This is a genomic window from Nonomuraea sp. NPDC050310 (genome assembly GCF_040655795.1).
GTDB lineage: Bacteria > Actinomycetota > Actinomycetes > Streptosporangiales > Streptosporangiaceae > Nonomuraea.
Genome location: NZ_JBFAKP010000018.1, coordinates 56,075 through 80,134 on the forward strand (window position 1 = coordinate 56,075; position 24,060 = coordinate 80,134).

22 protein-coding genes are annotated in these 24,060 nt (G+C 74.5%); 15 read left to right on the forward strand and 7 right to left on the reverse strand.

What is annotated here, in order from left to right; genetic code table 11:
- Position 1 precedes the first annotated feature (1 nt).
- The 3 genes from AB0I67_RS31805 to AB0I67_RS31815 all read left to right on the forward strand — a co-directional run bounded on the left by AB0I67_RS31805 (position 2) and on the right by AB0I67_RS31815 (position 2,460).
- Positions 2-631, forward strand: coding sequence for a maleylpyruvate isomerase N-terminal domain-containing protein (locus AB0I67_RS31805; protein WP_357930994.1), 630 nt, complete (start codon positions 2-4; stop codon positions 629-631).
- A complete protein-coding gene (locus AB0I67_RS31810; protein ID WP_357930996.1) occupies positions 628-1,719 on the forward strand; it encodes a winged helix DNA-binding domain-containing protein in 1,092 nt (363 codons plus the stop codon). Before AB0I67_RS31805 ends, AB0I67_RS31810 begins: the two co-directional genes overlap by 4 nt.
- Before the next feature lie 99 nt (positions 1,720-1,818).
- Entirely contained in the window at positions 1,819-2,460 is a 642-nt protein-coding gene (locus AB0I67_RS31815; RefSeq protein WP_357930999.1) for a class I SAM-dependent methyltransferase, read from the forward strand.
- A gap of 132 nt (positions 2,461-2,592) precedes the next feature.
- Here AB0I67_RS31815 and AB0I67_RS31820 read toward each other — a convergent pair whose 3' ends face one another.
- From AB0I67_RS31820 to AB0I67_RS31830, 3 genes are read right to left on the reverse strand one after another with little or no spacing between them, the layout of a single operon-like run.
- Positions 2,593-4,431, reverse strand: a complete 1,839-nt coding sequence (locus tag AB0I67_RS31820) for an FtsX-like permease family protein (protein WP_357931001.1) — start codon at positions 4,429-4,431, stop codon at positions 2,593-2,595.
- A gap of 5 nt (positions 4,432-4,436) precedes the next feature.
- Positions 4,437-5,186, reverse strand: coding sequence for an ABC transporter ATP-binding protein (locus AB0I67_RS31825; RefSeq protein WP_357931003.1), 750 nt, complete (start codon positions 5,184-5,186; stop codon positions 4,437-4,439).
- Positions 5,183-5,722, reverse strand: coding sequence for a PadR family transcriptional regulator (locus AB0I67_RS31830; protein ID WP_357931005.1), 540 nt, complete (start codon positions 5,720-5,722; stop codon positions 5,183-5,185). The genes AB0I67_RS31825 and AB0I67_RS31830 overlap by 4 nt, the downstream gene beginning before the upstream one ends.
- A gap of 97 nt (positions 5,723-5,819) precedes the next feature.
- On the opposite strand from AB0I67_RS31830, the gene AB0I67_RS31835 reads away from it, so the two are divergent.
- On the forward strand, positions 5,820-6,689 hold the full coding sequence (locus AB0I67_RS31835; protein ID WP_357931007.1) for an alpha/beta hydrolase: 870 nt from the start codon (positions 5,820-5,822) through the stop codon (positions 6,687-6,689).
- A 137-nt stretch (positions 6,690-6,826) separates the two neighbouring features.
- Positions 6,827-7,990 carry a serine hydrolase domain-containing protein gene (locus tag AB0I67_RS31840; RefSeq protein WP_357931010.1) on the forward strand — a complete coding sequence of 388 codons (1,164 nt, stop codon included), beginning with the start codon at positions 6,827-6,829 and terminating at the stop codon, positions 7,988-7,990.
- A gap of 51 nt (positions 7,991-8,041) precedes the next feature.
- Here AB0I67_RS31840 and AB0I67_RS31845 read toward each other — a convergent pair whose 3' ends face one another.
- Positions 8,042-8,554, reverse strand: a complete 513-nt coding sequence (locus tag AB0I67_RS31845; protein ID WP_357931013.1) for a GNAT family N-acetyltransferase — start codon at positions 8,552-8,554, stop codon at positions 8,042-8,044.
- 57 nt (positions 8,555-8,611) lie between these two features.
- On the opposite strand from AB0I67_RS31845, the gene AB0I67_RS31850 reads away from it, so the two are divergent.
- From AB0I67_RS31850 to AB0I67_RS31895, 10 genes are all read left to right on the forward strand, one after another.
- Positions 8,612-9,199, forward strand: a complete 588-nt coding sequence (locus AB0I67_RS31850) for a CGNR zinc finger domain-containing protein (RefSeq protein ID WP_357931016.1) — start codon at positions 8,612-8,614, stop codon at positions 9,197-9,199.
- Positions 9,200-9,357: 158 nt separating this feature from the next.
- Positions 9,358-9,684, forward strand: coding sequence for an STAS domain-containing protein (locus AB0I67_RS31855; protein WP_357931019.1), 327 nt, complete (start codon positions 9,358-9,360; stop codon positions 9,682-9,684).
- 137 nt (positions 9,685-9,821) lie between these two features.
- On the forward strand, positions 9,822-10,565 hold the full coding sequence (locus AB0I67_RS31860) for an IclR family transcriptional regulator (protein ID WP_357931021.1): 744 nt from the start codon (positions 9,822-9,824) through the stop codon (positions 10,563-10,565).
- 276 nt (positions 10,566-10,841) lie between these two features.
- Complete coding sequence (locus tag AB0I67_RS31865) at positions 10,842-12,518, forward strand: peroxidase family protein (protein WP_357931024.1); 1,677 nt, start codon at positions 10,842-10,844, stop codon at positions 12,516-12,518.
- Positions 12,515-14,053: a benzoylformate decarboxylase gene (gene mdlC, locus AB0I67_RS31870; RefSeq protein WP_357931027.1), complete on the forward strand. Its 1,539-nt coding sequence runs from the start codon at positions 12,515-12,517 to the stop codon at positions 14,051-14,053. The genes AB0I67_RS31865 and mdlC overlap by 4 nt, the downstream gene beginning before the upstream one ends.
- Before the next feature lie 13 nt (positions 14,054-14,066).
- Positions 14,067-15,380, forward strand: coding sequence for an FAD-linked oxidase C-terminal domain-containing protein (locus tag AB0I67_RS31875; RefSeq protein WP_357931029.1), 1,314 nt, complete (start codon positions 14,067-14,069; stop codon positions 15,378-15,380).
- Positions 15,373-16,602 carry a cytochrome P450 gene (locus AB0I67_RS31880; RefSeq protein WP_357931032.1) on the forward strand — a complete coding sequence of 410 codons (1,230 nt, stop codon included), beginning with the start codon at positions 15,373-15,375 and terminating at the stop codon, positions 16,600-16,602. The genes AB0I67_RS31875 and AB0I67_RS31880 overlap by 8 nt, the downstream gene beginning before the upstream one ends.
- Positions 16,599-17,963, forward strand: coding sequence for a hypothetical protein (locus AB0I67_RS31885; RefSeq protein WP_357931035.1), 1,365 nt, complete (start codon positions 16,599-16,601; stop codon positions 17,961-17,963). Before AB0I67_RS31880 ends, AB0I67_RS31885 begins: the two co-directional genes overlap by 4 nt.
- Positions 17,960-18,175, forward strand: coding sequence for a hypothetical protein (locus AB0I67_RS31890; RefSeq protein ID WP_357931038.1), 216 nt, complete (start codon positions 17,960-17,962; stop codon positions 18,173-18,175). The genes AB0I67_RS31885 and AB0I67_RS31890 overlap by 4 nt, the downstream gene beginning before the upstream one ends.
- 78 nt (positions 18,176-18,253) lie before the next feature.
- Complete coding sequence (locus tag AB0I67_RS31895; RefSeq protein WP_357931041.1) at positions 18,254-20,503, forward strand: serine/threonine-protein kinase; 2,250 nt, start codon at positions 18,254-18,256, stop codon at positions 20,501-20,503.
- 18 nt (positions 20,504-20,521) lie between these two features.
- Here AB0I67_RS31895 and AB0I67_RS31900 read toward each other — a convergent pair whose 3' ends face one another.
- The 3 genes from AB0I67_RS31900 to AB0I67_RS31910 all read right to left on the reverse strand — a co-directional run bounded on the left by AB0I67_RS31900 (position 20,522) and on the right by AB0I67_RS31910 (position 23,992).
- Complete coding sequence (locus tag AB0I67_RS31900) at positions 20,522-21,388, reverse strand: PfkB family carbohydrate kinase (protein WP_357931044.1); 867 nt, start codon at positions 21,386-21,388, stop codon at positions 20,522-20,524.
- Between the two features lie 104 nt (positions 21,389-21,492).
- Complete coding sequence (locus AB0I67_RS31905) at positions 21,493-22,518, reverse strand: LacI family DNA-binding transcriptional regulator (RefSeq protein WP_357931046.1); 1,026 nt, start codon at positions 22,516-22,518, stop codon at positions 21,493-21,495.
- A 10-nt stretch (positions 22,519-22,528) separates the two neighbouring features.
- The gene (locus tag AB0I67_RS31910) at positions 22,529-23,992 is read right to left on the reverse strand and encodes a glycoside hydrolase family 13 protein (RefSeq protein ID WP_357931048.1); all 1,464 of its coding nucleotides are present in this window, start codon (positions 23,990-23,992) and stop codon (positions 22,529-22,531) included.
- Positions 23,993-24,060: the final 68 nt, after the last annotated feature.

Below are 24,060 nucleotides of genomic sequence, written 5' to 3' on the forward strand. Positions count from 1 at the left end.
CATGCGCGCCACCGTTGACGGAGAAGACGTTCGCCTGGCCGTCGGCCTGGCGATCGACACGCTGAAGGACGCCGACCCCGCGGCGTGGGAGTCGAAGGCCGGCACCCTGGAGTGGACCTGCCGGGAGACCCTGGAGCACCTGGCCGACGACCTGTTCAGCTACGCCTCCCGGTTCGGCCTGGCCAAGCCGCCCACCACCCGGCTGCTGCCTTTCCGGCGCGTCACCGAACGGCCGGGCGGGCCGGAGAGCATCATCTTCGCCGACCCGGCGGCGCCGCCGGACGGCCTGCTGCTCCTGGTCGAGGCGTGCGGGGGGCTGCTGGCCTCCATCGTGCGCACCGCGCCGCCGGACACGCTGGCCTACCACGTCTTCGGCCCCTCCGACCCGGAGGGATTCGCCGCGATGGGCGTGGTGGAGACCCTCGTGCACACCCACGACCTCGCCCAGGGCCTGGGCCTGGCCTGGTCACCGCCCCGCGAGCTGTGCTCGAAGGTGCTGGAGCGGCTCTTCCCGCACGTCACGGCGGACGGCGACCCGTGGGAGGTCCTGCTCTGGGCCACCGGCCGCACCTCCCTGCCCGGCCGCCCGCAGCTCACCGGCTGGCGCTGGTACGGCGCGCCGCGCCCGTGAGCCCCGAACCCGCGCTCAGCCGGCGCACGCTCAACCGCACCCTGCTCCAGCGGCAACACCTGCTCGCCCGCAGCACGGACCTGTCGGCGCTCCAGATGACCGAGCACCTGCTCGCCCTGCAGTCGCAGGAGCCGAACTGGCCTTACGTGGGCCTGTGGACCAGACTGGCCGAGTTCACCCACGCCGACCTCACCGGCCTGCTCGCCGACCGTTCCGTGGTGCGCTCCACGCTGATCCGCGGCACCCAGCACCTGGCCACGGCCGAGGTCTTCGCCCTGCTCCGGCCGGTCGTCCAGCCGGTGCTGGACCGGTCGGCGCGCTCGCCGTACTTCACCGCGCAGACCGACGGCCTCGACCTCGCCGACCTGCTCGCGGCGGGCGCGGAACTGCTGGCCGGGCGGACCCTGAGCCGCCGGGAGTACGGCACGCTGCTCGCCGCGCGCTTCCCCGGCCGCAAGGGCTCCATCCTCGCCGGAGCCGTCGAGCTCCGGACGCCACTGCTGCATCCCAACCCGGGCGGGACCTGGGGCGGCTGGGGCACGCGGCCCGGCATGCCGGTGGCCCGCGCCGAGGACTGGCTCGGCCGCCCGCTGCCCGCCGAGGCCCGCCCGGACGAGGTGATCGCCCGCTACCTCGCCGCCTTCGGCCCGGCCACCGTCAAGGACGTCCAGGCCTGGTCGGGACTGACCCGGCTGCGCGAGGTGACCGACCGGATGGACCTCAGGCGCCTGCGCGACGAGGAGGGCCGCGACCTGCTCGACCTGCCCCACCTGCGGCCGGCCGACCCCGGCCGGCCCGCGCCGGTGCGTTTCCTGCCCGCCTTCGACAACGTGCTGCTCGCCCACGCCGACCGGACCCGCATCATCACCGACGCGGACCGCAAGCTCGTCATGCCGGGCGGCGCGATGGTCCGCCCCACTTTCCTCGTCGACGGCTTCGTGCACGGACTCTGGGCGGTGCGGGGCACGGAACTGCTGCTCCAGCCGTTCCGGCCGCTGCCGGACGAGGCCGGCGCGGAGCTCGTGGCCGAGACCGAGCGGCTCCTGCCGTTCGTCGGCGCGCACCGCTTCCGGATCGAGCCCGCCTGATCAGTCCGATACACCGCTCCCTCACTCCCTACGCGGTGACGTTCGACTTCGCCCGCATGCGTCTGCTGGTGGAGCCGGGGGCTCGGTAGGGTGATCGTCATGGCGTTGCTGGCTCACCTCGACCGGTTCAACCGGCGGCATCCGTGGAGCCACAACGACCACTACGGACCCTGGATCGCCCGCCAGGTGCGCGGCGCGCGGCAGGTGCTCGACGTGGGGTGCGGGACCGGCAACCTGGTCGCGCTGCTGCGCCGGGGTGGCGCCGCGGTGACCGGGCTGGAGCCCGATCCGGCGACGGCCCGGCTGGCGGTGGAGCGGTTCGCCGGCGACCCCGGGGTCGCCATCGTGCGGACCGGATTCGACGGGCGGGAGCCGGGGCGGCGGTGGGACGCCGTCACGCTGGTGGCGGTGCTGCACCATCTGCCGCTGGTGCCGACGTTGCGGGAGCTGCGGGAGTGCCTCGTGCCGGGTGGGCGGCTGGTGGTGGTGGGGTGTTATCGGCAGGACGGGGCCGGTGACCTGTTCGCGGCGCTGGCGGCCGTGGTGGCCAACCCCGTCGTGGGGCTGCTCAAGCACCCGCGCCGGGCGGTCGCGACGCCCGCGCACATGGCGGCACCTGTCGCCGAGCCGCGGGAGACGCTGGGCGAGATCCGGGCCGCGGCGGCGCGGGAACTGCCCGGGGCGCGTATCCGGCGGCGGCTATTCTGGCGGTACAGCCTGGTCTACGACGCCCCGGCCTGACCCCGGCCTTCCCCGGCCTTCCCCGGCCTGACCCGGGCTTCCCCGGCCTTCCCCTCCAACCTTCATCCCCGGCCCTCCTCCCCCCGACCTTCATCCCCGCCTTCTGAGCCGGCGGTGCGATCGGCTGACGGGTCAGGTTGCTTCGGCGCTGAGGGTCTGGGTGACGGGCCGGCGGGCGGCCAGGCGGGCGGGGAGGGCGGTAAGGGCGGCCGTCGCCAGGACGGCCACGACGGCGGCGCCGTACAGCCAGAAAGCGGGCGGATCCACCGCGTTCCGGGCAGCGAACAACGACAGCAGCCCGACGCCCAGCGGGACGCCGAGGACGGCCCCCGGCAGGGCGGGCAGGAGCTGGGCGAAGGAGAGTCCCGCGGCGATCTGCCCGGGGGTCGCGCCGAGGGTGCGGGCGATGGCCATGGTCGCGCGGGATTCCATGGCGGTGGTCCAGGTGAAGGTGACGGTGTTCGCCACGGCCAGGAGGATCAGCAGGAGGGTGACGGCGAGCATCAGCCGCCGGTCGTGCACATCCCGCAGGTTGGGCAGCGCGCCGGAGCCGTCCAGGCCGTACCCCCGAGGCCGCTGGACGTGCATGGACACCAGGGCGACCAGCGCGATCACCGTGGTGGCCGTGGACCACGCCTGCAGGACGGCCCGGCCCGGCCGGCGGGCGGTCAGCCGCAGCCCGAGCAGCAGCGGCGTGGGCAGCAACGCGGACAGCGCGGTGAGCCGCGGCCGGTGCCGGGGCTCGTGCACGGGGGCCGACAACGCCGTGACGGTCGCCGTGCGCAGGGCCCGCAGCGTCGGGCGCAGCGTGGACAGGACCGCCACCGCCACGGCGAGGACGGTGGCCGCGACGACGGTGGCCACGCCCGGCCCGGCGGCGTCGCCGATCCGGCTGGCGGTGGGGCTGGCGATGGCGGGCACGGTCAGCCGGGCCAGCGCCAGCCCTGCCGCCTCCCCGGCCAGCGCCAACGCCAGGTACTCGGCGAGCAGGACGGCGGCGATCAGCCCCGGGGTGGCGCCGACGGCCTTGAGCAGCCCGGCCCGGCGGGTCTGCTCGACGGCGCGCCCCGCCGCCAGGGCTCCCACGCCGGTGACGGCCAGCAGGCTGAGCAGCCAGGCCCCCACGACCAGGATGGGCCGGCTGACGCGGAGGATGGCCAGGTCGCGCTCGGCCCTGAACTGCCAGGTGTGGAAGGTGATCCGCGCGCCGGAGAGCCGGTGGGCCTCGGCGAACGCCTCGGTGGCGGCCGGGTCGCGCAGGTCGAGGTCCATGGCCAGAGTGACCGGCAGGTCGCGGGAGGCGGCCAGGGCCTTGGCGTCCGCCCGGGTCATCCAGGCCAGGCCGCTGTAGTCGACGGGGCCGCCGCCGGGGCCGATCTGCGCCGCTCCGGGGTAGACGGAGGTGGCCGCGGTCACCGCGATGCCGACGACCGGGTAGGAGCGGCCGGCGATGGTGACCCGGTCGCCGACGCCGGCGCCGAGCGCGGTCGCGAAGCCGCGTTCGAGCACCGTGCCGCCGGAGCGCACCCACGCGCCGGAGGTCACCAGCGGCCGGTTGACCGGGCCTGCCCGCTCGGCGAAGCCGTGCACCACCACCGGGGAGGAGACGGCGTCGCGGGTGGTGAGGGTGGCGTAGACGATGCGGTAGGGCCCGTGGTGGGCGGCGACCTCGGCCTCCTCGGCCAGCGCGGCCAGGATCGAGGGCACGGCCGGGCCGGGGTCGCCGGAGAGGGCCACCACGTCCGGCCCGGCGGTGGCCGCGCGGGTCTGCTCGTAGAGGGCGTCGGTGACGCCGCCCAGCGACAGGCCGAGCGCCATCGTCGCGGTCGCCACGGTCACCGCGAGCGTCAGCAGCGCGGCCTGGAGCCTGTGCCGCCGCAGGTCGGCCAGCACCAGCCGGGCGACGAGGACGGCGGAGCCCACGCCGCCGGCCAGACCCGAGCACGACCGGGGGTCCAAGATGCGACCCACTCCGCTCACCCGTCCAGGCCGATCAGCCCGCCGAGGCTGCCGAGCCCGCGCGGCTGGGCGCGGGCCAGCCACGTGTCGTCGACGAACCGCCCGTCGCGCATCGAGACCACCCGGTCGGCGGTGGCTCCCACGCGTTCGTCGTGCGTGACGAGGACCAGGGTCTGGCCCGCGGCCCGCAGTTCCTCGAAGATCCTCAGCACGTCGAGGGTGGCGGCGCTGTCGAGGTTGCCGGTGGGCTCGTCGGCCAGCACCACCAGCGGCTCGTTGACCAGCGCGCGGGCGACGGCGACCCGCTGGCGCTGCCCGCCGGACAGCTGGGAGGGCAGGTGCCGGGCCCGCGCGGCCAGTCCGACCCGCTCCAGCAGGGCGGCGGCGCGCCGCCTGGCCTGGCGGGGCGAGCGGCCGGCCAGCAGGGCCGGCAGTTCCACGTTCTCGGCGGCGGTCAGCTCCTCGACCAGGTGGAAGGCCTGGAAGACGAAGCCCACCGACCTGCGCCGCATCCGCGCCAGGGCTCGCTCGCTCAGCGGGTCGACGCGCCGCCCGGCGACCCACACCTCGCCACTCGTGGGGCGTTCCAGGCCGCCCAGCAGGTGCAGCAGGGTGGACTTCCCGCACCCGCTAGGCCCCATGACGGCCAGCGTCTGCCCCTGCGGCACCTCCAGGTCGACCTCGTCGACCGCGAAGACGCGGCTCTGCCCCTGCCCGTGCGTCTTCACCAGGCCCACGGCCCGCAGCGCGACGTCCGGTCCGTTCATCCGCCCTCGACCCCGCTCTCGTTCCCGCGCCTCGACCAGGCGCGCTCGCAGGCTTCCAGCCAGCGCAGGTCCGCCTGCAGCCGCAACACGACCCCTTCCAGCAGCAGTACGGCAGGCGAGCCCGCCGCCTCGGCCAGCACCGCCCCCTGCACCTCCCGCAGCCGGCGCAGCAGTTCCCGGCGCTGGGCGGCGACGAGCTCCACCGGGTCGGCCAGCCGGGCCGCCGCCGCGGCGGCGAGCTTGAGATGGAACTCCGCCAGGTCGGGCTTCGGCCAGCCCACCTCGGCCAGCCACGCCGCGACCCGCTGCTGCCCGGCCGGCGTCAGCGCGTAGACCTTGCGCTCCGGACGCTCGGGCAGTCCCTCGGCCCGCTCGCACACCACCAGCCCCGCGCGTTCCAGGCGGCCCAGGGTCACGTAGATCTGGCCCCGGTTCATCGCCTCGCCCAGCGGGCCGAGGCTGCGCTGGAGCCGGGCATGCAGGTGGTAGCCGTGCGCCGGCTCCTTGGCGAGCATCGCCAGCACTGCGTCCTGCACACGACCCCCTAACGGTTGGCTAATAGATAGCGGTTAGCCGTGATCCCTGTCAAAGCGCCGGCGGGTAGCCCCGAGCCGGAGCGGGCAGGGGTGGCCCATGCACGCACCAGTCACGCACCGGACGATCGACGTCGACGGCGTCGAGACCTTCTACCGGGAGGCGGGGCCGCCGGACGCCCCGGTGTTCCTGCTGCCGCACGGCTATCCCTGCTCCTCCTACGAGTTCCGCGACCTGATGCCCGCGCTCGGCGACCGCTGGCGGCTGGTGGCGCCCGACCTGCCGGGCTTCGGCTACAGCGCCACCCCCAAGGGGTTCGCGTGGACCTTCGACGGTTACGCCGACTTCCTCGAGCGCTTCACCCACGTGCTGGGACTGTCGCGCTACGCGCTCTACCTGCACGACTACGGCTCGCAGTTCGGCCTGCGGCTGGCCCTGCGCGCCCCCGAGCGGGTCGCCGCCCTCGTCATCCAGAACGGCGACATCTACGAGGACACCATGGGGCCCAAGTACGCCGGGCTGAAGGCGTACTGGTCCGACCCGACGCCGGAGGGCCGGGCGAAGCTCGCCGCGAACGTCTCGGAGGAGGGTTTCCGCGACGAGTTCGCCGGCGACCTGCCCCCGCACCTGGCCGAGCGGGTGAGCCCCGACCTGTGGAAGCTGCACTGGAGCCTGATGGACACGCCGCAGCGCCGGGGGAACGTCGTGAGGCTGTTCGAGGACCAGGCGACGACCCTCGGCTGGTTCGCCAAGGAGCAGCAGTACCTGCGCGAGCACCGCCCGCCGGCGCTGATCGTCTGGGGGCCCCATGACGGCTACATGCCCGAGGAGTCGGCCCGGGCCTACCTGCGCGACCTGCCGGACGCGGAACTGCACGTGCTCGACGCCGGGCACTGGGCGCTGGAGACCAGCCTCGGGGAGATCGTCCCGCTGGTCCGCGACTTCCTCGGCCGGGTGCACACCTCGTAGGGGGTCCCATTGAACTTAGGTCTATGCCGTCCGGCCCGAAGTCCCACGAGCGGTTCATCAGGCAGAAGGACGAGAGGCCGCCTCGCCGCTGCGAGTCTCGGAAGTGCACTCCCCCTGACACCAGTTGAGAGGCACCTGTGCTCAGAAGAATCGCGGTTGCGGCCGGCCTGCTGGCGGCGACCATCGTGGCCGTCCCCCACACCGCCACGGCATCGGCGCGCACCGGACCGGACCCGGTGCGGGCCGCGCTGGACAAGGCCTTCGCCGAGGCGACCGGCGGCGCGGACGGCCCCGGCGTCCAGGCCGTGGCGATGCGCAACGGGAAGGTCATCTGGTCGGCGAGGACCGGCCGGGCGGTGGAGGACCCGCCCGCCCCGGTCACCGGCCGGACGCTGTTCAGCCTGGCCAGCTTCGGCAAGCTCATCCTGGGCGCCTACGCCCTCCACCAGGCCGACAAGGGCGCCCTCCCCCTCGACCAGCCCATCTCCGCCCACATCGGGACCAAGCTGCCCGGCGCGAAGGTGGTCACGCCGCGGATGCTGCTCACGCACACCGCGGGCTACCCGGACCTGTACAGCCATCCCAGCACCGCGCCGCTGCTGCCGCGGGGCGCCGAGTACGACCCGAACCGGCCGTTCACCTTCGCCATGCTCGCGCCGGGCATCAGCGAGCCGGTCAAGCCGGGCACCCGCTTCGCTTACTCCAACACCGGGTTCATCATCCTGGCCCACGTGCTGACCGAGATCGCCGGCGGCGAGAAGGCGCTGGAGCGGGACGTGCGGCGCTTCCTCGCCAAGGCGGGCGAGCGAGGCGACCACCTCACCGGCGAGCGCGCCCCGCGCCATCGCCTCCGCTTCGCGCACGGTTACCTCGACGGCGGCAACGGCAAGCTCGTGGACTACTTCACCGCGTTCGGGGCCACCGGCGTGCCCACCGACGTGTACGGCCTGCCGTTCGGCGACGGCATGTTCGCCGGCACCGCCTTCGGCGCCGCCCGCTTCCTGGACGCGTTGTTCACCGGCCGCCGCCTCCTGCGCCCGGCCACCCTCGACGCGATGGTCAAGCCCACCGCCCTGTCGGTCGCCGCCAACATGCCGTACGGCATGGCCGCCCTCAGCGTCGAGTACGCCGGGCTCGCCTGGAAGGGCCACAGCGGCGGCTGGGGCGGCTTCACCTCCATGGCCGCCACCGACCGGGCCGGCGGGGTGACGATCGCCGTGGTCAACAACCGGCTGACCGAGACCGATGCCGCCGGGGCGACGTGGGCGAAGCTGGCCGCGGCCTACGCCGCCGCCAAGTAACCGCACCGCCTCCTACGACGCGTCCCGCACGAGGACCACCACGTCCGCCTCCTACGACCGGTCCCGCAGGAAGACCACCACGTCCGCCTCGGGGCCGGTCAGCCGCTGCCAGCCGGTCCGCTCGTACAGCCGGATCGCGTCGTCCGCCTGGGGCGAGGTCAGCAGCCAGGCGCGAGGGGCGTCCGAGCAGAGCAGGTCGAGGATGCGCGCGGCCAGGCCCTGGCCGCGCGCGTCCGGGCTGACCGCCAGCTCGTCGACCTCCAGCGCCCCGACCAGGCGCGTCTCCACCGCCGCGCCGAGCGCGCGGCGCACCCGGTCGTAGGCGCGGCCCGACGGGAAGGGCCCGGCGGTCGGCCAGGCCGTGCCGAACCCGGCGGGCCGGCCGTCCTGGGTGGCCAGCACCGCGACGAAGCCCGGGCGGCTCGCGTCGCCGGGCAGCCGCCGGGCGAAGTCGGCGGCGCCGTACCCGTCCTCGTACCACGGCGGCCCGCTGAACGCGGTGCGGTAGATCTCGGTCAGCTCGCCGGCGTGCGCGAGCACCTGATCCCCGGTGAGCCGCCTCATCGCGGCACATCTGCTGGACATCATCGCCGCACCTCACTGTCTACATATACTTAGCCAGTGACCCTAGATTCGGTACGCATCACTGGTCAACCGGAAATAGACCGTTACCTCACCCGGTCGGTGGAATCGGCCGCCATGCTGGTGAACGGCCTGACCGTGACCACCGCCCACGGCCGCCCCGTCACGCCCCCGTCCTCGCCCGAGGCCCGGCTGGCGGCGATCCTCGCGCACTCGCCGTCCGCCGGCCTCTCCCCGGCCGACGCCGACCACCTCGCCGGCGTCGCGGTCCAGCTCGCCCCCGCCTTCCGCACCGGCGAACCGGCGGAGCCGGTCGCGGCGCGCCTCAACGACCTGCTGGTCCGGCACGGCGCCGTCCCCAACCTGCACGGCGCTCCGGGCGGCCCGCTCGTCCTCGCCTTCCACCGCCCGGACGCCACCCTCGCCGACGCCTGGGCGGCCGACCTGGGCGCCGCGCTGGTGATGGTCATCGGCCTCGGCCAGGCGGCCAGACTCGGCCGATGCCGGGCCGATGGGTGCGACCTGGTGTTCTTCGACAGCACACGCAACACCTCCCGCCACTTCTGCGACCTGTCGTGCCAGAACCGCGCCAAGGCCAGCGCCTACCGCGCCCGGCGGCGCGGCTGACCCGGCGGAGCATTGGCCACCGAAGCCGCTTTCCTGAAACCTGCTTCATGTATTACCGTGGGCGATACGGACCCTTCTCCAGCGACTGGAGGCGTCATGGGCACCCCTGCAGCAGCCCGATCCACCCGGAGCGCCCGCCTCGAACCGGGGCGGATCCGGTGACGCCGCTGGTCCTGGACCTCCGGCCGTCGCCGGCCGGTCCGGTCCTGCATCCGGCGGGCGAGATCGACGCCACCAACCTCGACGAGCTGGCCTCGGCGCTCGACCGGGCCCTCGCCATGGGCGGCCCGGTGACCGTGGAGCTCACCGAGGTGCCGTTCCTGGACGGCCGGGCCCTCGACCTGCTGATGTCCGCCTACGTGCAGGCCGTGATGCAGGGCGACGACCTCCGCCTCGCGTCGCCGAGGCCCAAGGTCCGGAGGCTGCTGGAGATCACCGGCGCCCGGCTCCCGGTCTGCGAGGCCACGGAGGTCCGCGCCGCCTGAGGCGAGGTTCCTTGGTCAACCGCGGGCCGAGATCGTGGAAACGGGTGTCGTGGAGCGCCATTTCGGGTAGTCAAGAAATGGCAATCCACAGTAACGGGGAAGTCCCTCCCTTCTCCTCGGCTTAGAGAGCGGGATACATGCCGAGGACCAGCCCTGGCGGCAGCCTTGAAAGGGCCATCGACCTCCTGACCAGCCTGAGCGGCCACTCAGCCCCCCTGAGCCTGTCCAGGCTCGCGCGGGAGACGGGTCTGCCCAAGTCCACGACCCATCGCCTGCTCGGCGTGCTGTGCGCACGCGACCTCGTGAAACGGGCGGGCACCGGGTACGTGCTGGGCGACCTGCTGACCACCCTGACCCGGGAGCGCATCCCAGGCTCTCGCCCCCTCGTCCTGCCGTACCTCATGGACCTGTACGAGACGACCCGGCAGACGGTGAACGTCGCCGTCGCGTCCGGGCCGGAGGCGATCTACGTCGAGCGGATCTACGGGCACGACCGGGTGGCGTGCCCGTCCGACGAGCACGACCGGGCGCCGCTGCACTGCACGGCGGCCGGGAAGGTGCTGCTGGCCTACGACGACGACGCGCGGAAGGCGCTGCTGGAACACGGACGGCTGGCGCGGATGACGCAACGGACGATCACCGGCCTGCTCGGGCTCGACCGGGAGCTGGCGCTGGTGCGGCGGCACGGGCTGGCCTACTCGCAGGAGGAGTTCGCGCCCGGGCTCACCAGCGTCGCGGCCCCGGTGATCGGGCCCGGCGGTTCGGTGACCATGGCGGTGGAGATCGCCGGGCGGACGTCGGCGATGCGGCTGGGGCGGGTCGGGATCGCGGTCCGCGGGGCGGCCCAGGCGATCTCGACGGCGCTGTCCGTGGCCGCCTGACCTTCCAGCGGGACCACGCGGGCCCGGGATCTCGCGGACCACCGGCTCGAACCGGCCGGTGTCCTCCGCCGAGATCCCGGGCCCTTCCACGGACCCGGGGGGTCGAATAACTGTCGGACCGGAATCCGGGTCAGCCGGTTTCGGTCCGTCCCGCACCGGGTCGAAGTCCCGTCCGGTTCCAGCCCACGGAACGATCGGCACGCCCCGCCAGAGGGGCGTTCCGCTGATCAGGACCACCGATTGACCCCATGGATCATGACTCGCTGTGATCGGATCGTGACTCGGGAATGGCATGACCTCCCCCTCCCGCTCCAGCTCCGCGAGCTGGCGCGGATGCGGGACCGGCTTCGTTCAGACAACCTGCACGACACCTACGGCGCCGGCGGCGAGCGGCCACGACGCCCCTCCCCCGGCCGTGTCTGCCGGTCCTACGACGGTTCGGGCTACGACCCGGACGACGCGGACATGGGCGCGGCGCACACCCGCTTCGACCGGAACGTCCCCTTGGAGCTGGCGCACGGCGACCCGGCGAGCCTGATGTCGCCCAGCCCCCGCGAGGTGAGCAACCGGCTGCTGGCCCGGACCGTCTTCAAACCGGCCACCACCCTCAACGTGCTCGCCGCGGCGTGGATCCACTTCCAGAACCACGACTGGTTCAGCCATGGCCGAAACCCGGTCGGCGACCCGATGGAGGTGCCGCTGGCCGACGACGACCCGTGGCCGAGCCGGCCGATGCGGGTGCGCCGCACCCAGCCCGACCCGGTGCCGCACGCCGTCCCCGGCGCCCCGCCCACCTTCGAGAACACCGTGACGCACTGGTGGGACGGCTCCCAGCTCTACGGCAGCGACGAGCGGACCTGCCGCGAGCTGCGCACCGGCGAGGACGGCCGGATGCGGGTCGAGGACGGCCGGCTGCCGCTGGGCCCGCTGGGCCTCGACCTGACCGGCTTCTCCGACAACTACTGGGTGGGCCTGTCCCTGCTGCACACCCTGTTCGTCAAGGAGCACAACGCCATCTGCGCGCACCTGCGCCGGGCGCATCCGCGCTGGGGCGACGAGCGGCTGTTCCAGACCGCCCGGCTGGTGAACGCCGCGGTGATGGCCAAGATCCACACCATCGACTGGACCCCGGCGCTGCTGGACAACCGCGCGGTACGGCTCGGCATGACGATCAACTGGCGCGGCCTGCTCGGCAAGCCGTTCCGCGGCGAGGTGCTCGGCGGCATCCGCCGATCCCCCATGGACCACCACGGCGTGCCGTACTCCATCACCGAGGAGTTCGTGACCTGCTACCGCATGCACCCGCTGATCCCCGACGACTGGGAGATCCGCTCCCACCGCACCGGCGAGGTGGTCGCCACCACCGACTTCACCCCTCTGCAGGGGTACGGCACGCGCGCCGCGATCGACGAGCACGGCTGGTCGGACTGGTTCTACACCTTCGGCACCGCCCACCCCGGCGCGATCACCCTGCACAACCACCCGGAGGCGCTGCGCAACCTGCGCGGCATGTTCGGCGAGCACCTCGACCTGGGCGCGGTGGACGTGCTGCGCGACCGCGAGCGCGGCGTCCCGAGGTACACCAAGCTCCGCGAGGCCCTGCACAAGCCGCCCATCCACGACTTCTCCGACCTGTCGGACGACGTGGCGCTCAAGGACGTCTACGAGGGCGACATCCACCGCATCGACGCGATGGTCGGCATGTACGCCGAGCAGCCCCCGCCCGGCTTCGCCTTCTCCGACACCGCCTTCCGGCTGTTCATCCTGATGGCCTCGCGGCGGCTCAAGAGCGACCCGTTCTTCACCACGCACTACACCCCCGAGGTCTACAGCCCCGAGGGCCTGGCCTGGATCGAGCGCACCCGGATGCGCGACGTCCTGCGCCGCCACCACCCGGAACTGGATCCGGGCGTCCGGAATCCCTTCACCCCCTGGAAGGCGGCCCGAGCATGATCGTCCGTGACGCGGTCTTCGACTGGATGCGCCGCCGGGAGCTGACCACGCTGTTCGGCAACCCCGGCTCGACCGAGCTGCCGATGCTCGACGGCTTCCCCTTCCGCTACGTGCTGGGGCTGCAGGAGGCGGTGGTGACCGGCATGGCCGACGGCTACGCCGCGGTCACCGGGCGCCCGGCGCTGGTCAACCTGCACACCGGACCGGGCGTGGGCAACGCCATGGGGGCGATCCTGGGCGCCGCGGCCAACCGCACGCCGCTGATCGTCACCGCCGGGCAGCAGACCCGCGAGATGCTCGCGATCGAGCCGCTGCTGACCAACGTCGAGGCCACCACGCTTCCCCGGCCGGCGGTCAAGTGGGCCTGCGAGCCGGCCCGGCCGCAGGACGTCCCGGCCGCGCTGGAACGCGCCTACCTGATCGCGAACACGCCGCCGCGCGGGCCGGTCTTCCTGTCGCTGCCCATGGACGACTTCGACGCGCCCTGCGCCGGGCCGGTCGCTCTCCGCCGGGTGGGCTGCTCCGCCGTACCGAGCCTGGGCGAGCTGGCCCGGCGGCTGGACGCGGCGGCCAACCCGGTGCTGGTGGTCGGCGCGGAGGCGGGCTGGGCGGCGGCGGTGGAGCTGGCCGAGCACCGGGGGCTGCCGGTGTGGGAGGCGCCGCTGGAGGGGCGGCTGGGCTTCCCGCACGACCACCCCTACTTCCAGGGGCAGCTCCCGCCCGCGATCGCGCCGCTGGCCGCCCAGCTCGCCGGGCACGACCTGGTGCTCGTCGCCGGGGCGCCGGTCTTCCGCTACTACCCGCACGTGCCCGGCCCCTACCTGCCGCAGGGGGCCACGCTGGTGCAGCTCACCGCCGACCCGGACGAGGCCGCCCGGGCGCCGGTGGGCGAGGCGATCGTCTGCGACCCCGGCCCGGCCCTGGCCACGCTGGCCAAGCTCTGCGCGGGCGGCACCACCCGGCCACGGCCACGCCCCGCGCCCGCCGCGCTGCCCGAGGAAGGGGGGATGAGCGCGGCGGCGGTCATGGACGCACTCGCCCAGGGCGCGCCGCCGGACACGATCTGGTTCAACGAGTCGCCCTCCAACCGCCCGGCCTTCCACGACCGCATCCGCCCCGGGCTGCCCGGCTCGTTCTACTTCGCCGCAGGCGGCGGGCTCGGGTACGGCCTGTCGGCGGCGGTGGGCGCCGGGCTGGCCGCCCAGAGCCCCGAGCCGGGCCACCGGCGGCCGATCGTGGCCGTGCTGGGCGACGGCTCGGCCCAGTACGCGATCACCGCGCTGTGGACCGCCGCCGCCCACCAGGTGCCGGTCACCTTCGTGGTGCTGAGCAACCGCGAGTACGGCGTCCTGAAGTGGTTCGCCGGCGGGCGCAGCGTGCCCGGCCTGGACATCCCCGGCCTCGACGTCACCACCATCGCCCGCGGCTACGGCGTGCCCGCCCGCCGCGTGGCCACCCCGGCCGACCTCGCCGACGCCGTGCGCGACGGCTGCGCCTCGGGTGCGCCGGTGCTGGTCGAGGCCCCGATTCTCTGAAAGGACCTGTCCTGTGGACCTGGTGGAAACCCTGAGCGAGGGCTGCCGCGTGCTGACCGGCGGCGAGCCGTACGCGCGCGACAGCGCGCCCTTCTGCCCGGCGGGCCTGCCCGCCGCCGTGGCCCTGCCGACGACCGTGGCCGAGGTCCGGCACGTGCTGGAGGTGAGCGCGGCCTACGGCGTGCCGGTGGTGCCGCAGGGCGCCCGCACCGGCCTGGCCGGCGGCGCCAACGCCGTGGACGGCTGCGTCGTGCTCAGCCTGACCGGCCTGAACCGCATCCTGGAGATCGACCCGGCCAACCGGCTGGCCCGCTGCGAGCCCGGCGTCACCACCCGCGCGCTGCAGGAGGCGGTCGCCGCGCACGGCCTGCACTACCCGCCGGACCCGGTCTCCCGCGACACCTGCACGATCGGCGGCAACATCGCCACCGGCGCGGGCGGGCTGTGCTGCGTCAAGTACGGCGTCACCGGCGACTACGTGCTCGGCCTGAGCGTGGTCCTGGCCGGCGGGCGGCTCGTGCGGACCGGCCGCAGGACCGTCAAGGGCGTGGCCGGGCTCGACCTGACCAGCCTGTTCGTCGGCTCCGAAGGCACGCTGGGGGTGATCGTCGAGGCGACCCTGGCGTTGCGGCCCGCCCGGGGGCCGGTGCGCGGCCTGCTGGCCCAGTTCGGGAGCGCCGGCGAGGCCGGCGAGGCGGTCGCCGCCGTCGTCGCCGCCGGGCACACCCCCTCGGCGCTGGAGCTGATGGACCGGCACGTGTGCGGCGCCATCCGCGACCTGGGCCACGACCTGGCCGCCGCGTCCACCCTCGTGGTCGAGTGCGACGACGGCAGCCTGCCGGAGATCGCCGAGCTGATCGGCGGCACCGCGACCGAGCACGCCCTGGAGCTGCGCCGGCTGATCGCCCCGGCGATGGGCCGGATCATGGCCGGGATGCCCGGCCGGCCCACGGCCTTCATCGAGGACGTCGCCGTCCCGCGCAGCGAGCTCGCGGCGCTGATCGACCGGGTCGAGGCGATCGCCTCCCGGGCCGGGCTGTTCATCGGCACCACCGGCCACGCCGGCGACGGCAATCTGCACCCGATCGTGCTCTTCGACGCCGACGACCCCGCCGCCGTCGCCCGCGCCTCGGCCGCCTACGACGAGATCATGGCCGCCGGGCTGGAGCTCGGCGGCACGATCACCGGCGAGCACGGCGTCGGCCTGCTCAAGCGCGACTGGCTCGCCCGCGAGCTCGACCCCGCGGCCCTGGAGCTCCAGCGCGGGCTCAAACGGCTCTTCGACCCCGCCGGACTGCTCAACCCGGGCAAGGTGCTCCATGTCTGATCCGATCCCCCGCGCCACCGCGCGCGAGAACGCCGCCCTGGCCGCCACCTTCTACGCCCCCAGCCTGCTGCGCGGCACGATCGCCTCGATCCCCGCCGCGCACACCCTCACCACCCGCCTCGGCACCCTGGGCCGGGCCCAGCGGGTGCTGGCCCGGCTGCGCGAGCGGTACGGCGAGGCGGTCCTGACCCGCGGCCCGGCCGGGCACACGCTGCTGGTGCTGGGCCGCGACGGGGTGCGCCGGGTGCTGGAGGCGCCCACCGACCTCTACACGCTGGCCAGCAAGGAGAAGGTCGCCGGGCTCGGCCCCTTCCTGGAGGGCACGCTGCTGCTGTCGTCCGGCTCCGACCGCGAGGCCAGGCGGGCCTTCGTCACCGACGTGCTGTCCCGGCTCGAACCGCGCTTCGCCGAGGTCGCCCGCGAGGAGGCCGCGGCGCTGGTGCCCGGCGTGCTCACCTACGCGCGGCTCAACGACGCCTGGAACCGGGTCGCGCGCCGCTGCATCTACGGCGACGGCGCCCGTGACGCGGTCGAGCTCAGCCGCCTGCTGGCCGCGCTGCGCGGGGCGGGCAACTGGATGGGCCTGCGGCAGGCCCGCCAGCGGGAGCTGTCGGCCCGCTACGACGCGCTCATCGCCGTGCACCTGCGCCGGGCCGAGCCGGGCAGCCTCGCCGGGCTCACCGCCGGGCTCGCGCCCCGGCCGCCGGTCTGCCCAGTACGGCAGGCGGCCTTCTGGCTGATGGGGTTCACCGTGCCGCCGCCCGGGATCATGCAGGCGCTCGCGCTACTGGCGGGGCGGCCTGCCGTACCGGGTGGGGACGATCCGCGGGCAGTCCTGCTGGAGGGACTGCGGCTGTGGGCACCGGTGCCGGCGCTGATGCGGACACTCACCGAGGACACCACCTGGGAAGGCGCGCCCTTGGCGGCCGGGACCAGCGTGCTGATCCCGCTCGTGCTGCACCAGCGCGATCCGTCGCTGCCCTACGCCGACCGCTTCACCCCGGCGATCTGGCAGGACGGCACCGCCGAACGGGAGTGGCTGCTCGGGCCGTTCAGCCGGGGCGACGGCCAGTGCAAGGGCATGGAGCTGGCCCTGCACACCGGCTCGGCCTTCCTCGGCGAGCTGATGGCGCGGGCCGCGATCCGCGGGCCGTGGTTGCCCGACCCGCTGCCGCTGATGCTGGACACCCCCCGGCTGCGGCTGACCCTGGAGGAACGATGAGCGGCTGTCTCGACGAGCACGGCGGCGGCGCCCCGGCCGGGGTCGCCGAGCGGGAGGCGCGGCTCAAGGCCGCCGCGCTGGAACTGGCCCGCGTCGCCGAGCGGATCCGCGCGACCGGTGAGCGCACGGCGTCCGCCCTGCTCGACCCCGTTCTGACCCGTTCGGCCCTGGCGCGGCCGGTGAGCGCGCTGCGCGTGCACGCGGCGCTGCTGCAGGCGGTCACCAGCAGGCGCGGCCTGGGCTTCGCCTTCGGCGGGACCCTCGCCCGGCTCGGCGGCGTGGCCGGCATGGAGAGCCTTGCCCGCCAGGTGGCCGTGACCTCGCTGCGGCTGCGCATCGCCGCCGTCGCGCTCACCCACCCCGAACTGCTCACCGACCCGGCCACCCGCGCGCTGGTCGACGCCGCCACCGGCGACCGCGAGATCGAGGCCGGCCGGCTGCTGCGGGCGATGGTCGCCGAGCGCGGCGCCTCAGAGGCGATGTCGGCCGTCGCGCCGATCATCATGGAGGTGCTGGCCGCGCGGGCGCTGGTGGACGAGAACCCGTTCAACGACGGGTGCGGCTGGGCCATCGCCACCGGCCGCCGGCCCGACGCCGAGCCGCTGCTGGGCCTGGCCACCCGCGCGATCACCCGCTGGGACCGCGGCGAAGGCTCGGCGACCCCCGCCGACGCCCCGCCCGGCCTGACCACCCGCGGCGGCGTGCTCGGCTTCCTCGGCAACATCGCCGCCCTCGGCACCGACGGGCGCGTGCTGCTGCAGGAGGTCGAAGGCGGGCGGTACGTGCTGCACGCGCCCGGCATGGGCTTCGGCCGGCCGATCAACGACACCCCGCAGGACTTCGTCGGCGCCGGGCGCAACGCCATGCTGAACGACTCGCCGTACGTCCGGGCGCTGGCCAAGGCGATCCGCGCCTTCGGCGTGCCCGACGGCGCGCCGCTGGCGCTGATCGGGCACAGCGAGGGCGGCGCGGCCGTCATGAACCTCGCCCAGAACCCGGCCTTCTGCGCCCGCTACCGCGTCACGCACGTCGTCTGCGTCGGCTCCCCCATCGACTTCAAGGTCTGCGCCGACGCCGACACCTGGGTCGCCTCCATCACCAACCAGCACGACATCGTCCCCGCGCTCGACGGCCTGGGCACCGGGAGCTGCTTCGCCGACCTGCACCCCGGCTGGTACGTCGTCGACTACACCCACCCCAGCCACCGCTTCCCGCAGTGCCACAGCATCGGCGTCTACCTCGCCGACCTGCGCGAACACCTGCCCGCCGCCCGTGCCCACCTGGACGAACAGCTCGCCGCCTACCGCGGCGCGGTGCTGCGCTCCCAGGTGTACCGCCTGCACGACCGGGAGGCCCGATGAACGCCCTCGTCCTGCGCCTGCGCGGCGACGCCGCCGAGCTCGCCGAGCTCGCCCAGCGGCTGCGCGGGGTCGCCGCCGCCCTCCCCGACCCGCCGCCGTGGCTGAGCGCCGCCCTCACCGACCACGTACGGCGGTGCGAGCGTGCCTCGGGAGATCTCGCCCGAGCCGCCCAGGAACTCCACCGGCACGCCGAAACGTCCTTCCTCCACTAGAGTCTTGGGTGAATCGGGCGTTTGACTCTAGGGGACGAGACCGGGTTGGGGCGCGACAACGGCGAAGGGAAGGCGGCGGTGGGACAGCAGGGTCCGCTGACCCCCAACGACCCCGCCACCATCGGTCCGTACCAGCTGACCCGCCGGCTGGGCACGGGCGGCATGGGCACGGTCTACCTGGCCCGCCGGGCCGACGAGGCGGGCGAGGGCGGCGGCGCGGCCGGCCAGGTGGCGGTCAAGGCGATCCGCCGCGACTACGCCGCCGACCCGGTCTACCGCGAACGCTTCCACGAAGAGGTCTCCAACGCGCGCCGGGTGGCCTCGTTCTGCACCGCGCGCGTGCTCGACCACGGCGAGGACGACGGGGTGCTCTACCTCGTCACCGAGTACATCGACGGCGTCTCGCTCGAGGACCACCTGCTGGCGCACGGCGCGCTGCCGCACTCCATGCTGCACTCGGTCGGGGTCGGGGTGGCCGCGGCGCTCACCGCCATCCACGCCGCCGGGCTCGTCCACCGTGACCTCAAGCCGGCCAACGTCATGCTCACCCTCGCCGGGCCGCGCGTGATCGACTTCGGTCTGGCCCGTTCCACGCACCTGGGCACCCGGCACACCAACGTCGGCATGGTCATGGGCACGCCGGGGTGGATCGCGCCCGAGCAGGTCTTCGAGGGGCGCACCAGCCCGGCCGCCGACGTCTTCGCCTGGGGGTCGCTCATCGCCTACGCGGGGCTGGGTGGGCACCCGTTCGGGGAGGGCGACGCCTACGTCATGGCCGCCCGTGCCCGGACCGCGCCGCCCGACCTGCGGGGGCTGCCGGCGCCCCTCGACCGGCTGGTCGCCGCCGCCATCCACCCCGACCCGTCCCGGCGGCCCACGGCCACGCAGTTGCTGCTGGAGCTGGTCGGCGCCGAGGGCAGTGGTGCCCAGCAGGCGGCCACCCGCTTCCTGACCGACTCCTGGGACCCGGCCGCCTTCCCCCACCCCCGCCCGAGCCACCCCCAGCCGCCCCACCGCCGCCCCGCCCCCGACCCCCGCCACACGCCCGACCCCCACCGCGGCGGCCCCGACCCCCGCCACGCCCCGCACCGCGGCCCCGACCGTTACCCCCGCACGGATGCCCCGCCGCCGCCCCCTCCCGGCAGCCGCGGCCCCTCCCCCGTCCCCCCGCCGCAAGGTCTGGGCACCGGCCAGTTCCCCGAACAACACCCCCACCCCCAGAACGTCCCCCCTCCCGCCCCTCTGGCGGGCCCCCCGGCCGGCCCCCACGGCGGACCGCAAGGTGGACCGCAGGGTGGACCCCAAGCGGGACCGCAGGGTGCGCCGCCCCTGGGCGGGCCGCAGGGTGGGAGCCAAGGTGGACCTCAGGGCGGCCCGCAGCCCGGGCCTCTGCCGGGTGGGCCGCAGCCCGGTGCACAGGCCGGGCCGCCACCCGGTGGACCGCAGCCCGGTGCACAGGCCGGGCCGCCACCCGGTGGACCGCAGCCCGGTGCACAGGCCGGGCCGCCCGCCGGTGGGCTGTCGCCTGGGCACACCGGTTCCGGCCGGCTGCCGCAGCCGCCTCCGGGCGGTTACCCCGGCGCGCCTGGCCACACCGTCACCAGCCACTCCGCCCCACCGCCAGGCGCCCAGCCCGGCCACCCTCCGGCAGCCCCGGCGGGCGGCCCTCGGCCAGGCCCCCACACCGGCCTGCCCTCGGGCGGACCCGGTGGCCCCCGGCCCGGCGTCGGCGGGCCCGTGGGACGGCGTGGCGGCGGTGGCCCGGGACCCAGCGGGACGGCGCGGATGCCGCACCCGCACGGCCACACCGGCAGCGGCCGCCTGCCCCAGCCGCCCCCCTTCACCCCGCCGAAGACCAGAAGGGGCCCGAGCGGCGGCTGCCTGGCGCTGATCCTGATCGCGGTGGTGATGCTGGCCATCGTGATCGGCCTGGTGTCGATGTTCTTCCGCTCCTCCGCGGTGAACGCCGACACCCCGACCGCCCAGGACGGCAAGCTGACCTTCGCCGTCACCAAGTCGAGCTGCGCCAAGGCGGCCAAGTCGGCCGCGACGCGCACCTGCACGGTGAGCATCCGGGTGCGGAACGTCGGCCAGGAGGGCCGGGTGGTGTACCCGGGCTTCCAGAAGCTGGTCGACACCAAGGAGGCCCGCTACGCCGCGGCCCGGCTGCTCGACCGGGCGGGCAAGGCGCTGACGCCGACCCGGGTCGAGCCCGGCGGTTCGTTCGCCGCGACGCTGGAGTTCCTGCTGCCGAGGAACAGCCGCCCGCATAGCCTGGAACTGCACGACTCGGCCCTGAGCCGGGGCGTCCGCCTCCCGCTCGCCTGACGCACGGCCAAGCGGTGGTCAGGCGGTGGCGCGCTTGAGGAGTTCGGGCTCGGTGATCGGCTGTTCGTGGGTGCCGGCCGAGGTGCAGGCGTGCGCACCGGCCAAAGCGCCGTAGCGGACGCACTGCTCCACCGACGCGCCCCGCAGCCTGCCGTACAGGAAGCCGGAGACGAACGCGTCGCCCGCGCCGTTGGTGTCGAGCACGGGCCCGGGCAGCGGTGCGGCGGGGAAGGCGCGGACGGCGCCGCCGCGGGCGAGCACGAGACAGCCGTCCGCGCCCCGCGTGCAGACGACCAGTCCGGCCCGGCCCAGGCCGAGGATGGCGCGCATGGCGGCCTCGGGGTCGCCGAGGGCGGTGGCGCTGAGGAAGACCAGGTCGGACTCGCGCGCGAAGTCGAGGTGGTAGGGGTTGACGCCGTCCCAGTCGTGCAGGTCGGTCGAGGTGGGGACGCCGTCGAGGTCGGCGTAGACGTGGCGGGCGAAGTCCATGATGGAGACGTGCGCGTGCCTGGCCGGGACCGCGTACAGCTCACGGGGCAGGCGTTCGCCGGGGGTGGGGCGCGGGTCGTGCAGGGAGGTGCGGCGGCCCGCCGGGTCGACGAGGAGCACGCTGCGGCGGGTTCCGGCGGCGGCGGGCGCCCAGGCGAAGTCGAGGCCGGACAGGCGGGCGCGGATGAGCTCACCCTGAGGGTCCTCGCCGATGAGGTCGGCGAACCGGACCGACAGGCCCAGCGCGGCGGCTCCGAGGGCGACGCCGGCGCCGGTGTTGCCGATGCGGTCGATGATCGGGGGCACGGGGTGGGTGTCGGCGTCGGGCAGCGGGAGGGCGGGCACCTGGACGGTGCTGTCCACGCCGGCACCGCCGATGACGAGCAGGTCGATCACGGGACGTCCAAACCGGAGAAGGGTGAGGCCGGCTCGCGGGCGCGAAGCTCGGCGGGTGGGTCACCGATCGGTCCGCTGGCGGGCGGAGCCGAAGCAAGGACGGGTCAGCGGTTGACGAGGGGGCCGGAGCCGGTGGAGCCGCGCACGACGAGCTCGGGCTGGAAGATGAGCTCGATGTGCCGCGCGGGCGCCCCGTTGACCTCTTCGAGCAGGGTCTGGACGGCCGCAGACGCCATCGCCCCGATGGGCTTGCGGACGGTGGTGAGGGGCGGGTCGGTGAAGGCGATGAGCGGCGAGTCGTCGAAGCCGACGACCGACACCTCGCCCGGCACCGACAGTCCCCGCTCGCGGCAGGCGCGGATCGCGCCGAGGGCCATGAGGTCGCTGGCGCAGACGATGCCGGTGCAGCCGCGCGCCAGGAGCTGCGCGGCGGCGGCCTGCCCGCCCTCGACGGAGAAGAGCGAGTGGGACACCAGGTCGTCCACGTCGGGAGCGCCCAGGAGCTGGGCCATCGCCTGCTTGTACCCGTCGATCTTGCGGATGACCGGCACGAACCGCCGGGGTCCGAGGGCCAGGCCGATGCGCTCGTGCCCGAGGTCGACCAGGTGCTGCACGGCCAGGCGGGAGGCGAGCCGGTCGTCGGGTGAGATGAACGGCGCGTCGATGCGGTCGTTGTAGCCGTCGACCAGCACGATCGGCAGGCCGCGGTCGATGAGCCGGGTGTAGCGGTCCATCCGCGCGGTGGTGTCGGCGTGCAGGCCGGAGACGAAGATGATGCCGCTGACGCCGCGGTCGACGAGCAGTTCGGTGAACTCGTCCTCGGGCGCGCCGCCGGGCAGCTGGGTGCACAGCACGGGCGTGTAGCCGTGCTGGGTCAGCGCCTTCTCGATGGCCTGGGCGAAGGCGGGGAAGATGGGGTTGTCCAGCTCAGGGGTGACCAGCCCGACCAGCCCGTTGCTGCGCTGCCGCAGCCGCTGGGGACGCTCGTAGCCCATGAGGTCGAGCGCGGTCATCACCGCCTGCCGGGTGGCGTGGGAGACGCCCGGCTTGCCGTTGAGCACCCGGCTGACGGTGGCCTCGCTCACTCCGGCCTGGGCGGCGATGTCGGCGAGACGGGCATGGCCATTCATGAGGGACACTTTACGCAACCCTGCCTCTCCACCACGTGGTGGAATCAAGCGATTCCGGCGTGTCGCTGGAGAGCAGCACCTCGCCGCGGACCAGCCCGGCGGTGGAGCCGGTCAGGTTGACCGAGCAGACGAAGTCGCCGCGGGAGAACAGCAGCGTGCCTTCGGGCGAGGCGTGCCAGGTCAGCGGCCCGTCGAGGGTACGGCGAAGCCGCAGCGCCGCCTTGTACAGCTCCAGCGTGGAGCCGGCGGCCCCCTGCTGGGCCTCGACGCTCAGCTCCGACCAGGCCGCCGGGATGGGCAGCCACGGCTCGCGCCAGCCGAGGTCGCGCGTCCAGGGCAGCGGCACCCGGCAGCCGTCGCGGCCGCTGTCGGGGTCGCGCAGCCGCTGCGGGTCGCACAGCACCTCTTCCGGCAGGTCGAGCACCTCGGGCAGGCCGAGCTCCTCGCCCTGGTAGACGTAGGCCGAGCCGGGCAGCGCCAGGGTGAGCAGCCCGGCGGCGCGGGCACGGGCGAGCGAGCCGTACCGGGTGACGTGCCGCTTGACGTCGTGGTTGGACAGCACCCAGGTGGTCGGGGCGCCGACGGAGCCGGCGGTGGCCAGCGACTCGTCGATGACCTGGCGCAGCGGGCCGGCCTGCCAGGGGGCGAACAGGTAGTGGAAGTTGAACGCCTGGTGCAGCTCGTCCGGCCGGACGTAGTTGGCCAGCCGGGCCGGGGTGGGCGCCCACGCCTCGGCGACGCCGATGCGCTCGCCGGGGTAGGAGTCGAGGATGCGCCGCCAGCGGCGGTGGATGTCGTGCACCTCGTCGTTGTCGAAGTACGGGACCGGCTCGGTGCCGATCAGCCGGACCTGGTCGGGGTGGCCGATGTCGGGCAGCCCGGCGGGCTTGACCATGCCGTGCGCGACGTCGATGCGGAAACCGTCCACGCCGAGGTCGAGCCAGAAGCGCAGCACGGAGTCGAACTCGGCGTGCACCTCGGGGTGGTCCCAGTTGAGGTCGGGCTGCTCGGGCGCGAACAGGTGCAGGTAGTAGGACCCGTCCGGGGCCTGCGTCCACGCCGGGCCGCCGAAGATGGACTCCCAGTCGTTCGGCTCGTCGCGGAAGATGTAGCGGTCCTTGCCGCGGCCCTGCAGCGCCTCCTGGAACCACGGGTGCGCCGAGGAGGTGTGGTTCGGCACGATGTCGATGATCACCCGCAGCCCGAGCCGGTGCGCCTCGTCGATCAGCGCCTTGGCGTCGCCCAGCGTGCCGAAGAGCGGGTCCACGTCGCGGTAGTCGGCGACGTCGTAGCCGAAATCGGCCATCGGCGAGGTGAAGAAGGGGGTCAGCCAGACCGCGTCGACACCGAGGTCCTTCAGGTACGGCAGGCGGTCCCTCGCCCCGACGAGGTCGCCCACCCCGTCGCCGTCGCCGTCGGCGAAGCTGCGGACGTAGATCTGGTAGATCACCGCGTCGCGCCACCACTCCGTCATGGTTCCCCCGTGTCCTGCTCTCGACTGTGCCTGGAATTCCTTTCCGCAAGTTTACGCAAACCGTTTCA

Coding starts and splice junctions, on each gene's coding strand:
- AB0I67_RS31905 (WP_357931046.1), bottom strand. CDS start 22,518: ATGAATGGCCATGCCCGTCTCGCCGACATCGCCGCCCAGGCCGGAGTG.
- AB0I67_RS31885 (WP_357931035.1), top strand. CDS start 16,599: ATGAGCGGCTGTCTCGACGAGCACGGCGGCGGCGCCCCGGCCGGGGTC.
- AB0I67_RS31805 (WP_357930994.1), top strand. CDS start 2: ATGCGCGCCACCGTTGACGGAGAAGACGTTCGCCTGGCCGTCGGCCTG.
- AB0I67_RS31845 (WP_357931013.1), bottom strand. CDS start 8,554: ATGAGGCGGCTCACCGGGGATCAGGTGCTCGCGCACGCCGGCGAGCTG.
- AB0I67_RS31880 (WP_357931032.1), top strand. CDS start 15,373: ATGTCTGATCCGATCCCCCGCGCCACCGCGCGCGAGAACGCCGCCCTG.
- AB0I67_RS31815 (WP_357930999.1), top strand. CDS start 1,819: ATGGCGTTGCTGGCTCACCTCGACCGGTTCAACCGGCGGCATCCGTGG.
- AB0I67_RS31910 (WP_357931048.1), bottom strand. CDS start 23,992: ATGACGGAGTGGTGGCGCGACGCGGTGATCTACCAGATCTACGTCCGC.
- mdlC (WP_357931027.1), top strand. CDS start 12,515: ATGATCGTCCGTGACGCGGTCTTCGACTGGATGCGCCGCCGGGAGCTG.
- AB0I67_RS31835 (WP_357931007.1), top strand. CDS start 5,820: ATGCACGCACCAGTCACGCACCGGACGATCGACGTCGACGGCGTCGAG.
- AB0I67_RS31860 (WP_357931021.1), top strand. CDS start 9,822: ATGCCGAGGACCAGCCCTGGCGGCAGCCTTGAAAGGGCCATCGACCTC.
- AB0I67_RS31890 (WP_357931038.1), top strand. CDS start 17,960: ATGAACGCCCTCGTCCTGCGCCTGCGCGGCGACGCCGCCGAGCTCGCC.
- AB0I67_RS31825 (WP_357931003.1), bottom strand. CDS start 5,186: ATGAACGGACCGGACGTCGCGCTGCGGGCCGTGGGCCTGGTGAAGACG.